22 protein-coding genes are annotated in these 18,537 nt (G+C 64.1%); 1 reads left to right on the top strand and 21 read right to left on the bottom strand.

Features of this window, described 5'->3' with window-relative positions; translation table 11 throughout:
* Window positions 1–24: 24 nt before the first annotated feature.
* The 3 genes from U5782_RS27840 to U5782_RS27850 all read right to left on the bottom strand — a co-directional run bounded on the left by U5782_RS27840 (window position 25) and on the right by U5782_RS27850 (window position 3,066).
* Window positions 25–1,425 (bottom strand): cytochrome bc complex cytochrome b subunit, encoded by a 1,401-nt coding sequence (locus U5782_RS27840; RefSeq protein WP_322047107.1) that lies wholly within the window; start codon window positions 1,423–1,425, stop codon window positions 25–27.
* Complete coding sequence (petA, locus tag U5782_RS27845) at window positions 1,425–2,045, bottom strand: ubiquinol-cytochrome c reductase iron-sulfur subunit (RefSeq protein ID WP_322047108.1); 621 nt, start codon at window positions 2,043–2,045, stop codon at window positions 1,425–1,427. Before petA ends, U5782_RS27840 begins: the two co-directional genes overlap by 1 nt.
* A gap of 274 nt (window positions 2,046–2,319) precedes the next feature.
* Complete coding sequence (locus U5782_RS27850; protein WP_322047109.1) at window positions 2,320–3,066, bottom strand: Nif3-like dinuclear metal center hexameric protein; 747 nt, start codon at window positions 3,064–3,066, stop codon at window positions 2,320–2,322.
* 19 nt (window positions 3,067–3,085) lie between these two features.
* Between U5782_RS27850 and U5782_RS27855 the strand changes: the two genes are divergently transcribed.
* The gene (locus tag U5782_RS27855) at window positions 3,086–4,300 is read left to right on the top strand and encodes a Do family serine endopeptidase (protein WP_322047110.1); all 1,215 of its coding nucleotides are present in this window, start codon (window positions 3,086–3,088) and stop codon (window positions 4,298–4,300) included.
* 89 nt (window positions 4,301–4,389) lie between these two features.
* Here U5782_RS27855 and tatC read toward each other — a convergent pair whose 3' ends face one another.
* The 18 genes from tatC to U5782_RS27945 form a co-directional block, all read right to left on the bottom strand.
* The gene (gene tatC / locus U5782_RS27860; RefSeq protein ID WP_322047111.1) at window positions 4,390–5,169 is read right to left on the bottom strand and encodes a twin-arginine translocase subunit TatC; all 780 of its coding nucleotides are present in this window, start codon (window positions 5,167–5,169) and stop codon (window positions 4,390–4,392) included.
* A gap of 57 nt (window positions 5,170–5,226) precedes the next feature.
* Window positions 5,227–5,805, bottom strand: coding sequence for a Sec-independent protein translocase protein TatB (gene tatB / locus U5782_RS27865; protein ID WP_322047112.1), 579 nt, complete (start codon window positions 5,803–5,805; stop codon window positions 5,227–5,229).
* A gap of 75 nt (window positions 5,806–5,880) precedes the next feature.
* Window positions 5,881–6,123: a Sec-independent protein translocase subunit TatA gene (gene tatA / locus U5782_RS27870; protein ID WP_027819281.1), complete on the bottom strand. Its 243-nt coding sequence runs from the start codon at window positions 6,121–6,123 to the stop codon at window positions 5,881–5,883.
* Between the two features lie 156 nt (window positions 6,124–6,279).
* Window positions 6,280–6,648, bottom strand: coding sequence for a histidine triad nucleotide-binding protein (locus U5782_RS27875; RefSeq protein WP_322047113.1), 369 nt, complete (start codon window positions 6,646–6,648; stop codon window positions 6,280–6,282).
* 39 nt (window positions 6,649–6,687) lie between these two features.
* Complete coding sequence (locus tag U5782_RS27880; protein WP_322047114.1) at window positions 6,688–7,080, bottom strand: DUF4870 family protein; 393 nt, start codon at window positions 7,078–7,080, stop codon at window positions 6,688–6,690.
* Between the two features lie 123 nt (window positions 7,081–7,203).
* Complete coding sequence (locus tag U5782_RS27885) at window positions 7,204–7,572, bottom strand: phosphoribosyl-ATP diphosphatase (protein WP_322047115.1); 369 nt, start codon at window positions 7,570–7,572, stop codon at window positions 7,204–7,206.
* Entirely contained in the window at window positions 7,569–7,985 is a 417-nt protein-coding gene (gene hisI, locus U5782_RS27890) for a phosphoribosyl-AMP cyclohydrolase (protein WP_322047116.1), read from the bottom strand. Before hisI ends, U5782_RS27885 begins: the two co-directional genes overlap by 4 nt.
* A gap of 4 nt (window positions 7,986–7,989) precedes the next feature.
* Window positions 7,990–8,763 carry an imidazole glycerol phosphate synthase subunit HisF gene (hisF, locus tag U5782_RS27895; RefSeq protein ID WP_322047117.1) on the bottom strand — a complete coding sequence of 258 codons (774 nt, stop codon included), beginning with the start codon at window positions 8,761–8,763 and terminating at the stop codon, window positions 7,990–7,992.
* Window positions 8,764–9,003: 240 nt separating this feature from the next.
* Window positions 9,004–9,756: a 1-(5-phosphoribosyl)-5-[(5-phosphoribosylamino)methylideneamino]imidazole-4-carboxamide isomerase gene (hisA, locus tag U5782_RS27900; RefSeq protein ID WP_112174866.1), complete on the bottom strand. Its 753-nt coding sequence runs from the start codon at window positions 9,754–9,756 to the stop codon at window positions 9,004–9,006.
* Window positions 9,757–9,925: 169 nt separating this feature from the next.
* Window positions 9,926–10,567, bottom strand: coding sequence for an imidazole glycerol phosphate synthase subunit HisH (gene hisH, locus U5782_RS27905; protein ID WP_322047118.1), 642 nt, complete (start codon window positions 10,565–10,567; stop codon window positions 9,926–9,928).
* 199 nt (window positions 10,568–10,766) lie between these two features.
* Window positions 10,767–11,354, bottom strand: a complete 588-nt coding sequence (gene hisB / locus U5782_RS27910; protein ID WP_322047119.1) for an imidazoleglycerol-phosphate dehydratase HisB — start codon at window positions 11,352–11,354, stop codon at window positions 10,767–10,769.
* Between the two features lie 72 nt (window positions 11,355–11,426).
* Window positions 11,427–12,503 carry a histidinol-phosphate transaminase gene (hisC, locus tag U5782_RS27915; protein ID WP_322047120.1) on the bottom strand — a complete coding sequence of 359 codons (1,077 nt, stop codon included), beginning with the start codon at window positions 12,501–12,503 and terminating at the stop codon, window positions 11,427–11,429.
* Window positions 12,504–12,772: 269 nt separating this feature from the next.
* On the bottom strand, window positions 12,773–14,089 hold the full coding sequence (gene hisD, locus U5782_RS27920; RefSeq protein WP_322047121.1) for a histidinol dehydrogenase: 1,317 nt from the start codon (window positions 14,087–14,089) through the stop codon (window positions 12,773–12,775).
* 186 nt (window positions 14,090–14,275) lie between these two features.
* Window positions 14,276–14,974: an ATP phosphoribosyltransferase gene (gene hisG, locus U5782_RS27925; protein ID WP_322047122.1), complete on the bottom strand. Its 699-nt coding sequence runs from the start codon at window positions 14,972–14,974 to the stop codon at window positions 14,276–14,278.
* Window positions 14,971–16,233 (bottom strand): UDP-N-acetylglucosamine 1-carboxyvinyltransferase, encoded by a 1,263-nt coding sequence (murA, locus tag U5782_RS27930; RefSeq protein ID WP_322047123.1) that lies wholly within the window; start codon window positions 16,231–16,233, stop codon window positions 14,971–14,973. The genes hisG and murA overlap by 4 nt, the downstream gene beginning before the upstream one ends.
* 108 nt (window positions 16,234–16,341) lie before the next feature.
* On the bottom strand, window positions 16,342–16,581 hold the full coding sequence (locus U5782_RS27935) for a BolA family protein (protein ID WP_322047124.1): 240 nt from the start codon (window positions 16,579–16,581) through the stop codon (window positions 16,342–16,344).
* 26 nt (window positions 16,582–16,607) lie between these two features.
* On the bottom strand, window positions 16,608–17,363 hold the full coding sequence (locus U5782_RS27940; RefSeq protein ID WP_322047125.1) for an ABC transporter permease: 756 nt from the start codon (window positions 17,361–17,363) through the stop codon (window positions 16,608–16,610).
* On the bottom strand, window positions 17,360–18,295 hold the full coding sequence (locus tag U5782_RS27945) for an ABC transporter ATP-binding protein (RefSeq protein WP_322047126.1): 936 nt from the start codon (window positions 18,293–18,295) through the stop codon (window positions 17,360–17,362). The genes U5782_RS27940 and U5782_RS27945 overlap by 4 nt, the downstream gene beginning before the upstream one ends.
* Window positions 18,296–18,537: the final 242 nt, after the last annotated feature.

Below are 18,537 nucleotides of genomic sequence, written 5' to 3' on the forward strand. Positions count from 1 at the left end.
CATCATGTCTTCCTCGCTCGCAGATTAATGGGGCTTGAAGTGCACGCGCTCAGGCGGCTGCTTGAAGGTGCCAAGCGGCGTCCAGAACGGCATGCCGAGGAAGAACGCGAAGTAAATCAGTGCGCAGAACTGGGCGATCAGCGTGGCCGCCGGCGAAGGCGGCTTGGTGCCAAGGAACGCGAGCGTCAGGAAGGCCAGCACGAAGATGCCGAGGAAGACCTTGTGGAAGAACGGCCGGTAGCGAATCGACTTCACTGGCGCGCGGTCGAGCCACGGCAGGAAGAACAGCGAGATCACCGCCGTGCCCATCACCACCACGCCCCAGAACTTCGACTCGGTGAACGCCATCGCCAGAATCACGAGAATCGCCAGCACCGGCAGGCCCGCGCGCCACTTGCCGCGCGCGCGCAGGAGCGCGAACAGGCCGAGCAGCCCGATCACGATCATCAGCACGATCTTGAACGGGTCGGTGGTGGCGCGCAGCATTGCGTAGAACGCGGTGAAGTACCAGACCGGCGCGATTTCTGGCGGCGTTTGCAGCGGGTTGGCCGGGATGAAGTTATTCGCTTCGAGGAAGTAGCCGCCCATTTCCGGCGCGAAGAACACGATCGCCGCGAAGATCATCAGGAAGATGCACACGCCCATGAAGTCGTGCACCGAGTAGTACGGATGGAACGGAATGCCGTCGAGCGGAATGCCGTTCGCGTCCTTCTTCTCCTTGATCTCGATGCCGTCGGGGTTGTTCGAGCCCACTTCGTGCAGCGCGACGACGTGCGCGACCACCAGCCCGATCAGCACGAGCGGAATCGCGATCACGTGAAACGCGAAGAAGCGGTTGAGCGTGACGTCGGAGACCACGTAGTCGCCGCGAATCCACAGCGACAGATCCGGGCCGATGAAGGGAATCGCCGAGAACAGGTTCACGATCACCTGCGCGCCCCAGAACGACATCTGGCCCCACGGCAGCAGATAACCGAAGAACGCTTCGGCCATGAGGCACAGGAAAATCGCGCAGCCGAAGATCCAGACGAGTTCGCGCGGCTTGCGGTACGAACCGTACAGCAGCCCGCGAAACATGTGCAGATAGACGACCACGAAGAACATCGACGCGCCCGTGGAGTGCATGTAGCGAATCAGCCAGCCCCACGGCACCTCGCGCATGATGTACTCGACCGACGCGAACGCGAGCGTCGAGTCGGGCTTGTAGTTCATGGTGAGGAAAATACCGGTGACGATCTGGTTCACCAACACCAGCAACGCGAGCGAGCCGAAGAAGTACCAGAAGTTGAAGTTCTTCGGCGCGTAGTACTCGGAGACGTGCGCTTTCCACGTCGCGGTCATTGGAAAGCGTTTGTCGATCCAGCCCTGCAAGCCAGCGGATTCGCTCGTCGCCTCCACCACTTCCTTGTCGGTTCCCGTCGCCATTACGCTTCTCCTTTTTCGTCCTTGCCGATCAAGATCGTCGTCGGTGACGCGAACATGTAGCGGGGGATGTCGAGGTTCTGCGGCGCGGGCTTGTTCTTGAACACGCGGCCGGAGAGGTCGTAGGTGGAACCGTGGCAGGGGCACAGGAAGCCGCCTGGCCAGTCGTCGGGCAGATTCGGCTGCGGGCCTTCCTGGAAACGCGCGGTCGGCGTGCAGCCCAGATGGGTGCACACGGCGACGGCAACGAGAATATTCTTGTGCTCGGGACGCGAGCGGTATTCGTTCTGGCAGTATTCGGGCATCGGCATGGAGAACGGATGCTCGGAGTTCGGGTCCGCCAGCTCCGGATCGGCCTTCTTGACGTCGGCCATCATGCGGTCGGTGCGGTTCAGGATCCACACCGGCTTGCCGCGCCAGGCCACGGTCATCATCGAACCGGGTTCGAGACCGCTGATATCGGCCTCGACGGGCGCGCCGGCGGCGCGGGCTTTTTCGGATGGTGCAAACGAGCCTACGAAAGGTACGACGGTGGCAACGCCTCCTATGCCACCTGCTACGGACGTCGCAATCAGCCAGGTACGGCGGCTGCCATCGACGCGGTCATTTTCTTTGTCTCGCATCACATCGCCCCACTTCTGAGTTGGATTTTTCCGTCACGCCGTGCTGACCCGCGGTGCTGCCGAACGCTAGTTTGCTCGAATGGAGTTGGCATTTACAAGGGGCGTTCTGCAAAAAGCGCCCGAAGTCCTTGATAACTCGGGGTTTTCCCCGAATAAACAGGGACATTTTCTTTTCGTTTTGTAAATGCCTGGTGAATACGACCCTTCACTACGCTTCGTCGAGAATCGAATCGGCTCAGCGATTTTGATGCTCGACGAATAACGTGCTCAATCCTCAAACGGGATTATGAATGTCGATGAAAAGATGCTCGATGTCGAAGGCTTCGGACAGATGCGTGCCCACGGCCTGCACGCCGAAACGCTCGGTGGCATGGTGGCCCGCCGCGAGGAAGGCCACGCCGCTTTCGGCGGCCGTGTGCGTGGTCTGCTCCGAGATCTCGCCGGTAAGGAAAACGTCTGCGCCTGCGTCGATGGCCGCGTCGAAGAAGCCCTGCGCCGCGCCCGTACACCAGGCCACGCGGCGCAGTTGCCAGTCCGGGTCGCCGAGCACGAGCGGCTTGCGGCCGAGCGTCTGCTCGACTTCAGCAGTAAAGTGCGCGAGCGAGATCGGCATGGGGAGCGTCGCCATCCAGCCCAGATCCTGTTCGCCGAAGCGTTGTTCGCCGATCCAGCCGAATTTCGCACCCAACTGCGCGTTATTGCCGAGTTCGGGATGGCTGTCGAGCGGCAGATGATAGGCGAACAGGTTGAGGTCGTTGGCGATCAACGCCTTCAGGCGGTGATACTTGCGGCCCGTGATTTGCGGCGCCTCGTTCTTCCAGAAATAGCCGTGATGGACCAGCACGGCGTCGGCGCCCCACTCCAGCGCGGCTTCGAGAAACGCGAGCGAGGCGGTCACGCCGGTCGCGATCTTCTGCACGCGCCGCCGGCCTTCCACCTGCAGGCCATTGGGGCAGTAGTCCTTGAACCGCGCGGTTTCCAGAAGATTGTTCAGATACAATTCCAGTTCGATCCGATCCATATAATCCTCTAATCTTCAGATGCTTAGACGCTTTTGGCTGTTCTTCGCCCAGGCGGTGACGGTCCTGCTGGCGTTGATGTTCATCATCGCGACGCTCAAGCCGCAATGGCTTCAGCACCAGGGGCAATTCGGCAAGCAACTCGCCGAGCCGATCGTCGCGCTACGCGAGGTCGCGCCGGGCATCGGCGGCGGGTCCGCTCAAGGCTCCTATGCGGACGCCGCCCAGAAGGCCATGCCCGCAGTCGTCAACGTGTTCTCGAGCAAGGATGGGTCGCTGCCGCCCGATCCGCGCCAGAACGACCCGCTATTTCGCTACTTCTTCGGCGATCGCAACAACAAGAAACAGCAGGAGCAACCTGCTGCGAATCTGGGTTCGGGCGTCATTGTCAGCCCGGACGGTTACATTCTAACGAACCAGCACGTGATCGACGGCGCGGATCAGATCGAAATCGCGCTGTCCGATGGCCGCACCACCAACGCCAAGGTGATCGGCATCGATCCGGAAACCGATCTGGCAGTGCTCAAGATCAATCTGCCGAACCTGCCCACCATCACGCTCGGCCGCATGGACCAGGCGCGCGTGGGCGACGTGGTGCTCGCCATCGGCAATCCGTTCGGCGTGGGCCAGACGGTGACGATGGGCATCATCAGCGCGCTCGGCCGTAATCACCTGGGCATCAACACCTTCGAGAACTTCATCCAGACCGATGCGCCGATCAACCCCGGCAACTCGGGCGGCGCGCTCGTGGACGTGGGCGGCAACCTGCTCGGCATCAACACGGCCATCTACTCGCGCTCGGGCGGCTCGCTCGGGATCGGCTTTGCGATCCCCGTATCGACGGCGCGCAGCGTGCTGGAGAGCATCATCACCACGGGCTCGGTCACGCGCGGCTGGATCGGCGTCGAGCCGCAGGATCTCACCCCCGAGATCGCGGAATCGTTCGGTATCAACCAGAAAGCCGGCGCGATCGTGGCCGGCGTGCTGCAAGGCGGTCCCGCCGACAAGGCAGGCATCAAGCCGGGCGACATCCTGCTGTCCGTGAACGGCGAGGACATCACCGACACCACGCGCCTGTTGAACGTGATCGCGCAGATCAAGCCGGGCACGGATGCCAAGGTCCACCTCGTGCGCAAGAACAAGGACATGGACCTCGACGTGATGATCGGCAAGCGCCCGCCGCCGCCCAAGCAACCCGCCAACGAAGACGGCGAAGGCGACGAGGACGGCGGTTAAGCCCTCTCCTCTCCCAGCAGTCGCACAAAAGACAAAGGCCGCGAACGTCACCGTTCGCGGCCTTTTGCTTATCCGTTCAGCGATGTTGATCAGCTGGTCGCTTCGCTCTCGTTTTGCGCCTTCTCGCCCGTGCCGATGAAGATGCGCGCCGCGATGATCCCCGCCTCGTACAGCACGATCAGCGGCAGCGCGAGAATCAGCTGCGAGAACACGTCCGGCGGCGTCACGACCGCGGCGATGATGAACGCGCCGACGATCACATACGGCCGCACTTCCTTGAGCTTCTTCACCGTGACGAGACCCATGCGCACCAGAATCACGACGACGATCGGCACCTCGAAGGTCACGCCGAAGGCGATGAACATCGTGAGCACGAAGCTCAGGTAATTGTCGATATCGGTGGTCATTTCCGCGCCGAGCGGCGCGTTGTAATGCGCCATCACGCGGAAGATGGTCGGGAACACCACGAAGTACGCGAAGGCCATACCGCACAGGAACAGCGTGTAGCTGCTCGCCACCAGCGGCGCGACCAGCTTCTTCTCGTGCTGATAGAGACCGGGCGCGACAAACGCCCAGATCTGGTAGAGCACGACTGGCAGCGCGATCACGAAGGCCACCAGCATCGTCACCTTCATCGGCACGAAGAACGAGCCGGTGACGTCGGTGACGATCATCTTGCCGTCCTTCGGCAGGTTGTTCATCAACGGACGCGCGAGCAGCTTGAAGATATCAGGCGCCCAGTAGACCAGACCGACGAACACCACGATCACGGCAATGCCCGCGCGCATGATGCGGTCGCGCAATTCGACGAGGTGCGAGATGAAGGTCTCTTCAGCGCCCTCGTCCTGTTTTTGCTGGGGGTCGCTCACACCGGCCCTCGGGGGTTGGAGATGGACAAATTCGAACTCGGAAGCGGCATCGGCGCGTCAGAAAAAGCGCACGGGACGGCGCAGGCTCGCAGGCGTGTGCTGCGCCACGCGCGCCGCGCCCGACTGCACACGCGTACGTCGCAGCGTCGCGCGCTTGTACCAGACGGGTGTCGTGGCCTGCTTGACGCGCCAGTTCTTGCGTTTGGGGGCAACGGCGCCCGCATTGCCGGAGCGCCATGCGCTGGCGCCGGAACCGTCGGAAATGCCGGGGATATCGAGCGCTGCACCTTCGAGCGAAGGAGAAGCGAGCGCCGGATCGGCGCCGCCGGCGATGCTCGGCGACACGCTCGTGCCGGCGCTCCAGGCGTCGTTCAGTTCGGTCTCATGCTTGCGCAGATTCTCGTGAACGTTCTTCTCGACGTTCTGCGCCGCCTGCTCGAACTCGCCCTTCATGCGGCGCAGTTCGTCCAGTTCGATCTCGCGCGTGACTTCCGCCTTGACGTCGTTGATGTAGCGCTGTGCGCGGCCAAACAGGGCGCCCGCCGTACGCGCGACGCGCGGCAGCCGCTCCGGTCCGAGAACGACCAGCGCGACGACGCCGATCAGCGCCATCTTGGTTAAACCCAGATCGAGCATGAATGGAGCTTTCCGTCAGCCTTTAAGCCACACAAACAGGAATACGCAGGAACACGCGAAACGACGGCTACGCGCTTAGCGGTAGTCGTTCGAACGCGGGGTCTTGTCCTTGGCGTCGACGTCGACCGTGCCGCCGTTCTTGGGCAGCTCGCGCTTTTGCGCATCCGCGCCCGGCTCTTCGCCGTCGCGCATGCCTTCCTTGAAGCCCTTCACCGCACCGCCCAGATCGCTGCCGATATTGCGCAGCTTCTTCGTCCCGAAGACGAGCGCCACGATCAACAACACGATCAGCCAATGCCAGATGCTCAACGAACCCATGATCAAAACTCTCCTTAACCCCGACGCCGCGCGTCATGCACGGCGAGAAAACGTTGGCGCGGCGACGCGCTTCACGCCTGGAATGGTGCCTGCAAGGTATTTCGGCTGCGTGGCATTCTGCCCTTTTTCAGCCGCCTTTTCAGAATCGCCTGTGGCTCAGCCCATGCGCTGCCACGGACGTGGCCCGGCCAGCAGATGCGCGTGCAGGTGATAGACCTCCTGACCGCCGCCCGGGCCCGTGTTCACCACGGTGCGAAAACCGGTCTCGCCGCCGGTGTAGGACACGCCCAGATCGCGGGCGAGCCGCGCCACCAGCACGAACATTCTACCAAGCAGCGGAGCCTCGTTTTCACCGCAATCGGCGAGGGTCGGTATATGTTCGCGCGGGATCACCAGCACGTGGGTCTGCGCGGCGGGCCGGATATCGCGGAACGCGACGAACTCGTCGTCTTCATAGACGCGCGTGCTCGGAATCAGGCCATCGGCGATCTTGCAAAAGAGACAGGTGCTGCGGTCGTGACTCATGAGACTCCCAGACGGCCGGGCACGACTGCGCGCAAGCGGTTAGAACCACGCGCGCGGATCGGCCAGCGGCTTGTTGTCGTGCAGATACAGCCAGCCTTTGATGATACGGTACAACGTCCAGATCGCGACAGCCCACAAAATTGGAATGCCGATCACCACGACGAACAGCGCGATGCCGATCAGGTGCCCCGCAAGACCGTACCAGAAGGTGCGGATCTGCCAGGTGAAATGCTGCTCGTAGGGCGTGCCCGCCGCTTCGTCGCGCTTGAGATAGTTGATGATGATCGCCACGAGCACGGTCACGCCGCCCGTGAGCCAGTAGAACGCGTAGAGCCCGTAGAGGATGTGCGTGAGGGTGCGCAGGCTGCGCAGACGATCCGCGTCGAGCGGATCGCGCAAGGCGGGAGGCGGGTAACCGCCGGACGTGGACATGCGTGGCGTCTCCTGATGGGCGCTCATCCGGAAGCGGACGAGCCTCATTGCTTTCGACAAGCCTGCACGCGTTCAGTTGCCCGGGCCAGTTCCACATCCCGCCGCGCATGCGGCGCGTGCCGCTCAGTCGCCGCTCGCCTCGCGCTCGCGGCTCTTGCGCAGCGCCTTCTCTTCGAGACCCGAGAGGCCTTCGCGACGCTCCAGCTCCGCCAGCACGTCGGCGGGGCTCAGGTCGAAGTGCGACAGCGTGACGAGGCAATGGAACCACAGGTCGGCCATCTCGCCGACCAGCGCCTTCGGCGCGCCGCCCTGGCGCACGTCCTTCGCGGCCAGCACGACTTCGGTCGCCTCTTCGCCGACCTTCTTGAGCACGGCGTCATCGCCCTTGTGGAACAGGCGTGCGACGTAGGACGAGTCCGGATCGCCGCCCTTGCGGCTGTCGATCACGGCCGCGAGGCGCAGCAGCGTGTCGTTGGTGTTCAGTTGCGTCATTTGTAGATGTGTTCGGGGTCTTTCAGCACGGGATCGACGGCGACCCAGCGGCCTTCATCGACGGTGCCTTCGAATTGCTGGAAAAAGCACGAGTGGCGGCCCGTGTGGCAGGCGATGCCGGAGACCTGCTCGACCTTGAGCAGGACCACGTCCTCGTCGCAGTCGAGGCGAATGTCGTGCACGTGCTGCACGTGGCCCGACTCCTCGCCCTTGAACCACAGGCGCTGGCGCGAGCGCGAGAAGTACACGGCGCGGCGCAGCTCGACAGTCTTCGCGAGCGCCTCGCGGTTCATCCACGCGAACATCAGCACGTCGCCCGTGGTGTGTTCCTGGGCGATCACCGGCACGAGGCCATTGGCGTCCCAGTTGATCTTGTCGAGCCAGCCCGCGTTTTCACTGGAAGTCGTGGTCATCGCCTTACATCCTCACCGAAATGCCCTGCTCGGCCATGAAGCGCTTGGCCTCGCCCACGGTGTGCTCGCCGTAGTGGAAGATGCTCGCCGCCAGCACGGCATCGGCGTGGCCCTTGACCACGCCGTCCGCCAGATCCTGCAGGCCGCCCACGCCGCCCGAGGCGATCACCGGAACCGGCACTGCGTCCGAGACGGCGCGCGTGAGATCGAGGTCGAAGCCGCTCTTGGTGCCGTCGCGGTCCATGCTGGTCAGCAGGATTTCGCCTGCGCCAAACTCGGCCATCTTGCGCGCCCATTCGACGGCGTCGATACCAGTGGCCTTGCGCCCGCCGTGCGTGAACACTTCCCAGCGTACCGGTTCGCCCGGGGCCGAGGTGCGCTTGGCGTCGATCGCCACGACGATGCACTGCGAGCCGTACTTGTCGGCCGAATCGCGCACGAGTTGCGGATTCGCGACCGCCGACGAGTTCATGCCGACCTTGTCCGCACCCGCGTTGAGCAGGCGCCGCACGTCGGTGACAGCGCGCACGCCGCCGCCCACCGTCAGCGGAATGAAGACCTGCGAGGCCACCGCTTCGATGATCGGCAGGATCAGGTCGCGCCCGTCGGAGGTCGCGGTGATGTCGAGGAAGGTGAGTTCGTCGGCGCCCTGCTCGTCATAGCGGCGCGCGATTTCGACGGGGTCGCCCGCGTCGCGCAGTTCGACGAAGTTGACGCCCTTGACGACCCGTCCGGCGGTCACGTCGAGACAGGGGATGATGCGTTTGGGTAGAGCCATGATCTTGCCGATGTTGCCAGTCGGTTGAGGTCGGTCGAGGCGGCGCGGGTCCGGGAGCACGGCCGTTCGACGCGCCGCTCCACGGGGTCACCGCGGGTGCCCCATTCTCGCGCTTTGCCGCTGACTCGCGAAATTCGCCAATCCGCAACAAAGCGGGCGAACCAGAGGTTCGCAGGCGGCACGCTCGCCGGCCGCATAAAAGCAAAAGGCCTCCGGTGACGGAGGCCATCTGCGCGACGCTTACGCGTCGTCGGATTCGCGCAGGCTGTCTGCGCGCGTTTGCGCTGCCGCGAAATCGAGGTCGCCCGAGTAGATCGCGCGGCCACAGATCACGCCTTCGACGCCTTCATCTTCGACTTCGCACAGCGCGTCGATGTCGGCGAGGTTGGACAGGCCGCCGCTCGCGATGACCGGAATCTTCACCGCGCGCGCGAGGCGCACCGTGGCTTCGATGTTGATGCCTTGCAGCATGCCATCGCGGCCGATGTCGGTGTAGATGATCGATTCGACGCCGTAGTCCTCGAACTTGCGCGCGAGATCCACGACTTCGTGGCCCGTGAGCTTGCTCCAGCCGTCGGTGGCGACCTTGCCATCCTTGGCGTCAAGGCCAACGATGATGTGGCCCCCGAACGCCGTGCACGCTTCCTGGAGGAAGCCCGGGTTCTTCACGGCAGCGGTGCCAATGATGACGTACGAGAGGCCGTCGTCGAGGTAGCGTTCGATGGTGTCGAGGTCACGAATACCGCCGCCCAGCTGGACGGGGATCTGGTCGCCCACTTCGCGAATGATCTCGCGAATGGCGTCTTCGTTCTTCGGCTTGCCTGCGAACGCGCCGTTCAGGTCGACGAGGTGCAAACGACGCGCGCCGCGCTCGACCCAATGTCGGGCCATCGCCGCCGGTTCCTCGGAGAAAATAGTCGCCTGGTCCATATCGCCTTGCTTGAGGCGCACGCAGTGACCGTCTTTGAGATCGATGGCCGGAATCAGCAGCATAGCTATCGGGTATGTCTGGGAATGGGGTTGAAATCGGCCGGCGTCGACGGAAAAAAGGCCCGATCCGACGCCGTTTCGCTAGTTTAGTACAACTCTTTCGGCGGCCTTGCCGATGAAAGTCGGCTCAGGCGCACTTGAAGGTGGCCCGACCGGCAGCGCCGCCAGTGAATTACGGGTTCCAGTGGACGAAATTGCGGTAGACGCGCAAGCCCGCAGCGGCGCTCTTTTCCGGATGGAATTGGGTGGCGAAGATGTTATCCCGCGCCACGGCCGAGGTAAAGGCAGCGCCATACGGCGTCTCGCCTACGGTGTGCGCCGCGTCGGCGGGCACCACGTAGTAGCTGTGCACGAAGTAGAAGTAGCTCTCGTCGGGCACACCGTCCCAGAGCGCATGCGCGCGCGACTGGCGCACGCGGTTCCAGCCCATCTGCGGCACCTTGAAGCGCGAGCCGTCGTCCTGCAACTGACCTTCCAGGTCGAAGCGCAGCACCTTGCCCGGCAGCAGACCCAGACCCGGGGTGTCGCCTTCGGCGCTCCAGTCGAACAGCATCTGCTCGCCCACGCACACGCCCATCAGCGGCTTGTTGCGCGACGCTTCGATCACCGCATCCTGCAGGCCCGATTCGGCGAGGCTGCGCATGCAGTCGGGCATCGCGCCCTGCCCCGGCAGCACCACGCGGTCAGCCGCGCGGATCGCTTCCGGACGCTCGACTATCTGCACGTCGGCTTCCGGGGCCGCCTGTTTCAGCGCCTGGGCGACCGAACGCAGGTTGCCCATCCCATAATCCACAATCGCAATTGAAGTTTTCATCTCGATTCAGGACCATCCGTCCTGGCTTTCTGACTATCTGGCGTCTTTGCCCATCCGGCATAACGGCGATGCGCAAGACCCATGCGTGAGCGTCCAAACCCGTCAATGTACGCCCTGGCGGCATTGCCTGCACGCCGGGTGCGATGCCGTGCGCGCCGTGAGGGCACGCACGCTCGGTGCAACGGGATGCGTTCGCCGCTTAGAGACTGCCCTTCGTCGACGGAATCTTGCCTGCCTGACGCTCGTCGAACTCGGCGGCCTGACGCAGCGCCCGGCCAAAGGCCTTGAACACGGTTTCCATCTGATGGTGGGCGTTCAGGCCACGCAGGTTGTCGACGTGCAGCGTCACGCCAGCGTGATTGACAAAGCCACGGAAGAATTCGATCGACAGATCGACGTCGAAGGTACCGATACGCTCACGCGTGAACGGCACGTGGAATTCGAGGCCCGGACGGCCCGAGAAGTCGACCACCACGCGCGAGAGCGCTTCGTCGAGCGGCACGTAGGCATGGCCATAGCGGCGGATGCCCTTCTTGTCGCCGATCGCCTGCGCGACGGCCTGGCCGAGCGTGATGCCGACGTCTTCCACCGTATGGTGGTCGTCGATATGCGTGTCGCCATGCGCCTCGACTTCGAGATCCATCAGACCGTGTCGAGCGATCTGGTCGAGCATGTGATCGAGAAACGGCACGCCGGTCGCGAGCTTTTGCTCGCCGGTGCCGTCCAGATTGATCTTCACGCGGATTTGCGTTTCGCTGGTGTTGCGAACGACTTGCGCGACGCGCATGGCAATTTCCTTCAAACAGCCCGTAACAGGAGGGATTACAGAGGGGGCTCGCTCAGGACACGTGGGGACGGTTCACTTGAGAACAAGCTTCAGGGCGGCGAGCAACTGCGCATTTTCGTCGGGGGTCCCAACGGTCAGGCGCACGCAATTCGCCAGCAATGGGTGCATTTTACTCACGTTTTTGACCAAAACCCGCGCCGTCAACAGGGTATCGAACACAGCGGGCGCATCCGGCACGCGCACGAGCAGGAAATTGCCGGCGCTTTCGAACACTTCGGCGCCCGGCAGTTTCGCCACATCGGCGGCCAGTTGGGCACGGCCCGCACGCAGTTGCGCGGCCTGCGCGTCGAGCACATCGAGGTGGTCGAGCAGGAAATCGGCGGCGGCCTGGGTGAGCACGTTGACGTTGTACGGCGGGCGCACCTTGTCGAATTCGTTGAGCCAGGACGGACGACCCGCGAGATAACCGAGGCGGATGCCCGCCAGGCCGAGCTTCGACATCGTGCGCATCACGACCACGTTGTCGAACGCACCGGCGCGCGCCATCCAGCTCTGTTGCGCGAACGGCTGATAGGCCTCGTCGATCACCACGAGACCGCGCGCTTCGGCCGCGGCGGCGATCACGCGCTCGACGTCGGCGTCGGCGAACAGCGTGCCGGTCGGATTGTTCGGATAGGCCAGCCAGACGACAGCGGGCTTATGCTCGCCGATCGCGGCGACCATGGCGTCCGTGTCGAGCGTGAAATCGGCGTTCAAGGGCACGCCCACGAACTCCACCTGGGCGAACTTCGCCGACATCGCATACATCACGAAGCCCGGCACCGGCGCGAGCACCTTGGCGCCCGGCTTCGCGCACGCCATCGTGATCATGCTGATGATCTCGTCCGAGCCGTTGCCGAGCAGCACGTCGCACTCGGGCGGCACGTGCATCGCCACCTTGAGCTTCGCCATCAACGCTTCGGGTCGCGGCGCCGGATAGCGGTTGAGCGCGACGCCCGCGAGACGCTCGCCCAGGCGCGAGGCCAGATCGGCGGGCAGCGGGAACGGGTTTTCCATCGCGTCGAGCTTCACGAAGCCGGTTGCGTCGGGCACCGGATAGCTCGTCATCGCGAGGACGTCGGAGCGGATGATGTCTTGAGGTGTCGTCATGTCTGGGAGGCTCGCACGCTCGAGGCGGCAAGCCGGATCGGACGGCTCAGGGGCAGCGTGAGCCGCTCTGGTGGCTGTCCTGGTTATTGTCGGTCTCTGGCGTGCGGTTACTTCGGTGTTCCAGGCATCGGACCCAGCCACCAGACGCACTCGCGCCTGGCGCGGCCGCATCCGAAAGTCGCCTGCGATGCTTGCAAACGTTCCGTCCTTCACGCGCGGCAAAGCCGCGCCAGCACGCCGCCCGGACACACCGGGCGGCGCGCGACGGATCAGTTCTTCATGCGGTATTCGGCGCTGCGGGCGTGCGCCTGCAGGCCTTCGCCATAGGCAAGTTCCGCCGCGATCTCGCCAAGCGTCTGCGCGCCTTCCGCGCTCACTTCGATCAGGCTCGAACGCTTGATGAAATCATAGACGCCGAGCGGCGACGAGAAACGTGCGGTACGAGACGTAGGCAGCACGTGATTCGGCCCCGCGCAGTAGTCGCCGAGGCTTTCGCTCGTGTAGCGGCCGAGGAAGATCGCACCGGCGTGGCGGATTTCGGCGCCCCACTTCTGCGGCTCCAGCGCCGAGATTTCGAGATGCTCGGGCGCGATGTCGTTGGCGATCGCGCAGGCTTCCGCCATGTCGCGCACCTTCACGAGCGCGCCGCGATTGGTGAGCGAGGTCGCGATCACGTCCGCGCGCGGCATGGTCGGCAGCAGTTCGTTGATGGCGTCTTCCACGCGCTTGATGAAGGCGTCGTCCGGGCACAGCAGGATCGACTGCGCGAGTTCGTCGTGCTCGGCCTGCGAGAACAGGTCCATCGCCACCCAGCGCGGGTCGGTCGTGCCGTCGCACAGCACGAGGATTTCCGAGGGCCCGGCGATCATGTCGATGCCGACCGTGCCGAACACGCGACGCTTGGCCGACGCCACATAGGCATTGCCGGGGCCGCAGATCTTGTCGACAGGCGGGATCGTGGCGGTGCCGTAGGCGAGCGCGGCCACGGCCTGCGCGCCGCCGATCGTGAACACGCGATCGACGCCGCCCAGCAGCGCCGCCGCCAGCACGAGCGGGTTCTTCACGCCGTCGGGCGTGGGCACGACCATGATGATCTCGCGCACGCCCGCGACGCGCGCCGGAATCGCGTTCATCAGCACCGACGACGGATACGCCGCCTTGCCGCCCGGCACGTACAGGCCGACGCGGTCGAGCGGCGTGACCTTCTGGCCGAGCACCGTGCCATCCGATTCGGTGTACTGCCAGCTATGCGAGCCGCACTCGATACGCTGCTTCTCGTGGTAGCCGCGCACGCGCGCCGCCGCCGCTTCGAGCGCCGCGCGTTGCTTCGGCGGCAGGTTTTCGAGCGCCTCTTCGAGTTCGCTGTACGGCAGTTCGAGCGCCGCGACGCTCGCCGCGTTCAGGCGGTCGAAGCGTTGCGTGTAGTCGAGCACGGCGGCGTCGCCGCGCGCTTTCACGTCGGCGAGGATCTGCGCCACCGAGCGCTCGATCGCCTCATCTTCGCTCGCCTCGAACGCGAGCACCGCGTGCAGCGCCTTCTTGAAACCTGCCGCGCTGGAGTCGAGTTTGCGAATCGTGATAGCCATGCTGATATCCATCCGTGTCAGTAATGCGCGTGTTGCGGGCGCGGCGCCTCTTTTGAGATACGCAGCGCGCGGGCGGCGCCCTGGCGCGCGAGTGGTGAACGCTCGCGCGCGGCTTGTTGCCTTGAAAGCGCCTTTATAGCGTTTGATAGCGCCAGATAGCGCTTCGACAACGCCCTAAGCGGCCAGTCAGGCGGCCTGTTCGCCGCGCGATGCGCGTTCGAAGGCGTCGAGGAAGGGCCGCAGCGCGGCGCGCTTCAGTTTGAGCGCCGCCTGATTCACGACGAGGCGCGACGAGATCTCCATGATCTCCTCGACCTCGACCAGATCGTTCGCACGCAGCGTGCCGCCCGTGCTGACCAGGTCGACGATCGCATCGGCGAGACCGACCAGCGGCGCGAGCTCCATCGAGCCGTACAGCTTGATCAGGTCGACGTGCACGCCCTTGGCCGCGAAATGCTGACGCGCGGCTTCGGTGTACTTGGTCGCGACGCGCAGGCGCGCGCCCTGGCGCACTGCGCTCGCATAGTCGAAGCCGTTCTTCACGGCCACCGACAGACGGCAACGCGCGATGTCCAGGTCGATCGGCTGATACAGACCGCCGCCGCCATGCTCGTTGAGCACGTCCTTGCCCGCCACGCCGAAGTCGGCCGCGCCGTACTCCACGTAGGTCGGCACGTCGGTTGCGCGCACGATGATGACGCGCAGGTTCGGATCGGTGGTCGGCAGGATCAGCTTGCGCGAGGTTTCCGGATCTTCGGTCACGTGCACGCCCGCGGCGGCGAGCAGCGGCATCGTTTCTTCGAAGATGCGGCCTTTGGAGAGCGCGAGCGTCAGCGGCGCGCCCGCAGCGGCCGCCGGCGTGGGTTGGGAGACGACCGTACTCATGCTGCGTTCCCCTTGATGCGTCGCACGTTGGCGCCGAGCTTCGTGAGCTTGGTTTCCATACGGTCATAGCCGCGATCGAGGTGGTAGATGCGGTCGATCAGCGTTTCGCCGTCGGCGCACAGGCCCGCGATCACGAGGCTCGCCGAAGCGCGCAGATCGGTTGCCATCACCTTCGCGCCCGAGAGCTTTTCCACGCCCGCCACGAGCGCGGTCTTGCCGTCGATCGTGATGTGCGCGCCCAGGCGGTTCAGTTCCTGCACGTGCATGAAGCGGTTTTCGAAGATCGTTTCGACCACTTGCGAGGTGCCGTCCGCGATCGTGTTGAGCGCCATGAACTGCGCCTGCATGTCGGTCGGGAACGCCGGGTATTCGGAGGTGCGCAGATTCACGGCGCGTGCGCGCTCGTGCATGCGAACGCGCATCCAGTCGTCGCCCTCTTCGATCGACACGCCCGCTTCGCGCAGCTTGTCGGTGACGGCGTCGAGCGTGTGCGGACGCACGTGGCGCAGCGTGACGTCGCCGCCCGCGGCCGCGACCGCGCACAGGAACGTGCCCGCTTCGATGCGGTCGGGAATCACCGTGTGTTGCGCGCCGTGCAGCTTCTCCACGCCTTGAATGACGAGGCGGTCGGTGCCGATGCCTTCGATCTTCGCGCCCATCGCGACCAGCAGGTGCGCGAGGTCGCCCACTTCGGGTTCGCGCGCGGCGTTCTCGATGACGGTCTCACCATCGGCGAGGACAGCGGCCATCAGCAGGTTTTCCGTGCCCGTGACCGTGATCATGTCGGTGACGATGCGTGCGCCCTTCAGGCGCTTCGCGCGGGCTTCGATGAAACCGTGCTCGATGTTGATCTCGGCGCCCATCGCCTGCAGGCCCTTGATGTGCTGGTCGACCGGACGCGCGCCGATCGCGCAGCCGCCCGGCAGCGACACCTTGGCCTCGCCGAAGCGCGCGAGCAGCGGACCGAGCACGAGGATCGAAGCGCGCATGGTCTTGACCAGCTCATACGGCGCCACAAGGCTGGTGACGTTCGAGGCGTCGAGCTGCACGCGCGCACCATCCTGTTCGGTGCGCACGCCCATCTGGCTCAGCAGCTTGAGCGTGGTGCGCACGTCCTGGAGGTCGGGCACGTTGTCCAGATGAACGGGTTCGGCGCTCAGGAGGCCCGCGCACAGAATCGGCAGCGCGGCGTTCTTCGCACCGGAAACGATGACTTCCCCCGCGAGCTTCTGCCCGCCGACGATGACGAGTTTGTCCATGCCTGAAGTTTCCTGATCGATGCGGCCGGCTTGATGGGTCGCGTCTTGATGAGCGGCGCCGCTGGCTGCGGCGCCTTTATCCTGGGTGATTCGCACTGAGATTCCAGATTATGCGTTCTGCCATTCGGCGGGCGTGAGCGTCTTCATGCTGAGTGCATGAATTTCCTGGCGCATACGATCGCCGAGCGCCGCATAGACGAGCTGATGGCGCTGGATCAGACGCTTGCCGTCGAACGCCGTCGAAACGATCGTCGCGAAGAAGTGCTGACCATCACCCTCGACTTCGAGATGCTCGCACGCGAGTCCTGCCGAGATGTACTGCTTGACCTGTTCCGGAGTCGGCAACATGGTTAATGCTCCTGCCTGATATACGCTTAGTGGCGCAGCTTGTAGCCGCTTGCGAGCAGACGCATCGCGAGCGTGGCCAGCACCACGAAAAAGACGAAAACGATCGCCAGACTTGCGAGCGGGTTGATATCGGACAAGCCGAAGAACCCGTAACGGAAGCCGTCGATCATGTAGAAGAACGGGTTAAGCCGTGACACTTCGCGCCAGACCGGCGGCAGCGTATGCGTCGAATAGAACACGCCCGAAAGGAACGTGAGCGGCATGATAAGAAAGTTCTGAAACGCCGCGAGCTGGTCGAACTTCTCGGCCCAGATCCCGGCGATCAGGCCGAGCGTGCCGAGAATCGCCGAGCCGAGCACCGCGAAGGCGATGATGTAAAGCGGCGCGGCGAAGCTCATCGGAATGAACCAGATCGTCACGACGAACACGCCCGCGCCAACGGCGAGGCCGCGCACGATCGAGGCGAGCACGTAAGCCCCAAACATCTCCCATGCGGCCAGCGGCGGCAATAGAACGAATACGAGATTGCCCGTGATCTTCGACTGGATCAGCGAAGACGACGAATTCGCGAAGGCGTTCTGCAACACGCTCATCATCACGAGGCCCGGAATCAGGAAGCTCGTGTACTCCACGCCCGGATAGACCTCGACGTGACCGCGCAGCGCGTGGCCGAAGATCGTCAGGTAGAGCAGCGCGGTGATGACTGGCGCCAGCACGGTCTGGAAAGCGACCTTCCAGAAACGCAGCACTTCTTTGTAAAACAGCGTACGGAAACCGCTCATGCGAGCCCCTCGATCACTTCCGGACCGTTCATCACCTGCACGAAGACGTCTTCGAGATCCGCCTTGCGCACTTCCATCTCTTCGAGCTTGCAGCCGTTGGCGCGGCACAGCGACAGGATGCGCTCGACCTCGTCGTAGCTCGACAGGCGCAGCAGATGCTGGTTGCCGTTGCTGTTGGGCAGGTTCGAGATGTCGACTTCGAGCGAACGCAGCTCCGTGGGCAGCGCGCCTTCCGAGAAGCGCAGATACAACTGCGTGCCCGCGAAGCGTTGCAGCAGCGAACTGGTGCGCTCGAGCGCCACGACCTCGCCACGCCGCAGCATGGCGATGCGGTCGCACAACTCTTCGGCTTCTTCGAGATAGTGCGTGGTGAGCACGATCGTGTGCCCTTCGCGATTCAGGCGCGCGATGAACTTCCAGAGCGTCTGGCGCAATTCGACGTCCACACCGGCGGTCGGCTCGTCGAGCACGATCACGGGCGGACGGTGCACCAGCGCCTGCGCGACCAGCACGCGGCGCTTCATGCCGCCCGACAGCGCGCGCATGTTGACGTCGGCTTTCTCGGTGAGGTCGAGATTGGCCATGACCTCGTCGATCCACGCGTCGTTATTGCGCAGGCCGAAATAGCCGGACTGGATGCGCAGCGTCTCGCGCACCGTGAAGAACGGATCGAATACGAGTTCCTGGGGCACGACGCCCAGATTGCGACGAGCGTTGCGGTAGTCGCCGACGACATCGTGACCGCGTACCGCGATCGTGCCCTCGTCGGGCCGTGCAAGGCCTGCGAGGCAACTGATGAGCGTCGTCTTGCCCGCGCCGTTCGGGCCGAGCAGCCCGAAGAACTCGCCTTCTTCGACCGTGAAGCTGACGCCCTTGAGCGCCTGAAGCTCTTTGTAGCGCTTCTTGACGTTGCGGATTTCTATGGCTGGCATGACTCAGACGCCGCCCGTCTTGAACGGCGCGGCCGGTAAGTGCATCAATGCTGCGGGGAAGACCGCGGGGAAACCTTATTGGGGACGGCTTGAAGCCGTTTTCGCCACCCACGCAAACCGGGGGCAACGCCCAAAAAACGTTTGATTATAGGCCAAGTCGGAAAGCCCGACCCGACCTCGGTCTGAACAGGGAGATTGGGATGCGTCGGCTTGCGGTGACAGCGGCCCACGGCAAGGTGTCG

This window comes from Paraburkholderia sp. J67, from assembly GCF_905220265.1.
GTDB lineage: Bacteria > Pseudomonadota > Gammaproteobacteria > Burkholderiales > Burkholderiaceae > Paraburkholderia.

Coding starts and splice junctions, on each gene's coding strand:
- U5782_RS27840 (WP_322047107.1), bottom strand. CDS start 1,425: ATGGCGACGGGAACCGACAAGGAAGTGGTGGAGGCGACGAGCGAATCC.
- petA (WP_322047108.1), bottom strand. CDS start 2,045: ATGCGAGACAAAGAAAATGACCGCGTCGATGGCAGCCGCCGTACCTGG.
- U5782_RS27850 (WP_322047109.1), bottom strand. CDS start 3,066: ATGGATCGGATCGAACTGGAATTGTATCTGAACAATCTTCTGGAAACC.
- U5782_RS27855 (WP_322047110.1), top strand. CDS start 3,086: ATGCTTAGACGCTTTTGGCTGTTCTTCGCCCAGGCGGTGACGGTCCTG.
- tatB (WP_322047112.1), bottom strand. CDS start 5,805: ATGCTCGATCTGGGTTTAACCAAGATGGCGCTGATCGGCGTCGTCGCG.
- tatA (WP_027819281.1), bottom strand. CDS start 6,123: ATGGGTTCGTTGAGCATCTGGCATTGGCTGATCGTGTTGTTGATCGTG.
- U5782_RS27875 (WP_322047113.1), bottom strand. CDS start 6,648: ATGAGTCACGACCGCAGCACCTGTCTCTTTTGCAAGATCGCCGATGGC.
- U5782_RS27880 (WP_322047114.1), bottom strand. CDS start 7,080: ATGTCCACGTCCGGCGGTTACCCGCCTCCCGCCTTGCGCGATCCGCTC.
- U5782_RS27885 (WP_322047115.1), bottom strand. CDS start 7,572: ATGACGCAACTGAACACCAACGACACGCTGCTGCGCCTCGCGGCCGTG.
- hisI (WP_322047116.1), bottom strand. CDS start 7,985: ATGACCACGACTTCCAGTGAAAACGCGGGCTGGCTCGACAAGATCAAC.
- hisF (WP_322047117.1), bottom strand. CDS start 8,763: ATGGCTCTACCCAAACGCATCATCCCCTGTCTCGACGTGACCGCCGGA.
- hisA (WP_112174866.1), bottom strand. CDS start 9,756: ATGCTGCTGATTCCGGCCATCGATCTCAAAGACGGTCACTGCGTGCGC.
- hisH (WP_322047118.1), bottom strand. CDS start 10,567: ATGAAAACTTCAATTGCGATTGTGGATTATGGGATGGGCAACCTGCGT.
- hisB (WP_322047119.1), bottom strand. CDS start 11,354: ATGCGCGTCGCGCAAGTCGTTCGCAACACCAGCGAAACGCAAATCCGC.
- hisC (WP_322047120.1), bottom strand. CDS start 12,503: ATGACGACACCTCAAGACATCATCCGCTCCGACGTCCTCGCGATGACG.
- hisD (WP_322047121.1), bottom strand. CDS start 14,089: ATGGCTATCACGATTCGCAAACTCGACTCCAGCGCGGCAGGTTTCAAG.
- hisG (WP_322047122.1), bottom strand. CDS start 14,974: ATGAGTACGGTCGTCTCCCAACCCACGCCGGCGGCCGCTGCGGGCGCG.
- murA (WP_322047123.1), bottom strand. CDS start 16,233: ATGGACAAACTCGTCATCGTCGGCGGGCAGAAGCTCGCGGGGGAAGTC.
- U5782_RS27935 (WP_322047124.1), bottom strand. CDS start 16,581: ATGTTGCCGACTCCGGAACAGGTCAAGCAGTACATCTCGGCAGGACTC.
- U5782_RS27940 (WP_322047125.1), bottom strand. CDS start 17,363: ATGAGCGGTTTCCGTACGCTGTTTTACAAAGAAGTGCTGCGTTTCTGG.
- U5782_RS27945 (WP_322047126.1), bottom strand. CDS start 18,295: ATGCCAGCCATAGAAATCCGCAACGTCAAGAAGCGCTACAAAGAGCTT.